The sequence below is a fragment of the Megasphaera intestinihominis genome (assembly GCF_040096415.1).
Lineage (GTDB): Bacteria > Bacillota > Negativicutes > Veillonellales > Megasphaeraceae > Megasphaera > Megasphaera intestinihominis.
On sequence record NZ_JBBMEU010000128.1, the window covers coordinates 1 to 1618 of the forward strand.

Sequence of the window (1618 nt, forward strand, 5' to 3'; positions counted from 1 at the left end):
GTCCCAGAGGGCGGCCCGCCTCTCCTGTTAGGAGAGGTGGCCCGAAGGGCCGGAGAGGTTAAACCTCTCAGTCAGCTGTAGCTGACTGCTCCCCTATAATGGGAGCCATTGTACGAACTGCTAACAGCTAGCTGCTGACTGCTAAAAAGGCGCTGTCTTCATGCGACAGCGCCTTTTCACTTGCTTCCTTTCCCGTATGTCCTTATAATGAAAGGTAACATACATGATGCGGAAGGGAATCGATATGAGCCGATATATTACGTCTTTGAAACAGCAGGCGGCCCAAAAGCCGCAAAGAATAGTTTTGCCTGAAAGTGATGATATCCGTATATTGCAGGCTGCCGACCGGGTATTGGCCGAGCAGCTGGCCATCCCCGTCCTTTTGGGGAAGGAAGGCGACATACAGGAACTGGCTTCACGGTATCAGCTCGATTTGGAAGGGGCTGAAGTGATTTATCCCAAGAAGTACCCTGGTTTAGAAAGCCTGGCCCAGACCTATGCGGATAAGCGGAAAGCCACTGGTATGACCTTGGAAGAGAGCCGCCGTTTTCTCTTGAATCATCCCTTGTATTTTGGGGCCGCCTTAGTCGCTGCCGGGGAAGCGGCCGGCATGGTAGCCGGTATCGAAACGCCGGCGCCGGAAGTGCTCCGGGCGGCTTTGCAGCTCATTGGGACGCGGGATGACATCGATACGGTCAGCAGTTCTTTTATCGTCGTGACGGATATGATGCAGTTCGGTCATGACGGCGTCTTCGTCGTCGGCGATGGCGATGTCATTCCCGACCCGGACGAATACCAGTTGGCCGATATTGCCTGCAGCTGCGTCGAACGGGCGCGGCGGACCCTGCACATTGCCTCGCCCAAAGTGGCCTTGCTGTCGTATTCGACCATGGGCAGTGACCGCGGTGCCGGTGCCGATAAAGTCCGCAAAGCCGTGCAGATCCTGAGTGACCGCAATGTCGATTTCATCTACGATGGAGAAATGGAGGCCGACGTGGCCCTGGTCCCAGCGTATGCTGCCGATTGGGCGCCCCGTTCGCCCGTGGCAGGGCAGGCCGATGTCCTCGTCTTTCCCGACCTCAATACGGGCAACATCTGCTGCAAGATGCTGGAACACGTCGCCGGGGCGACCGTCCTGGGGCCGCTGCTGCAGGGCCTGGCCAAGCCGGTCATGGACCTGTCCCGGGCGTCCACTGTCGATACCATCGTCGACACCATCGTCATCTGCTGCTGCGATGCGTGAGAATACGCAGACCGCAGTTCGCAGGCCGCAGGCCGCATCTGAGTCAGACTGACAACATCGTCTCGAGTAATCCTCGGCTCGTAGAGGAGAACTCCTCCACCGCAAGCGGTCCCCCTCCCCTTCGCAGGAGCGGCTTACGCCCCGACCGGGGCCGTCGTAGGGGCCGTCCTTTAACCTCTCAGACCGCCTTTGGCGGCCAGCTCCCCTATGAAGGGAGCCTTGGGCGACCGGCGGCCGGCGTCAAGGATTTGAAAAAAGTCCTTGACAATTCCTTTACACAGTAGTATACTAAATAAGCTGTCGGGGCAAGGCCCTGACGCAGCAGGAAGTTTGAATTTAAAAAAGTTCAAATTAATCCTTGACAAGCTCTTCTGA

At 57.3% G+C, this 1618-nt stretch carries 1 protein-coding gene; it reads left to right on the forward strand.

Annotation, left to right across the window (positions count from 1 at the left end; translation table 11 throughout):
• Window positions 1-244: 244 nt before the first annotated feature.
• A complete protein-coding gene (locus tag WMO23_RS11260) occupies window positions 245-1243 on the forward strand; it encodes a phosphate acyltransferase (RefSeq protein ID WP_020724174.1) in 999 nt (332 codons plus the stop codon).
• The last annotated feature ends 375 nt before the right edge of the window (window positions 1244-1618 follow it).

Bases quoted from the DNA above. Each gene is read 5' to 3' on its own strand.
- WMO23_RS11260 (WP_020724174.1), top strand. From the start codon at position 245: ATGAGCCGATATATTACGTCTTTGAAACAGCAGGCGGCCCAAAAGCCG.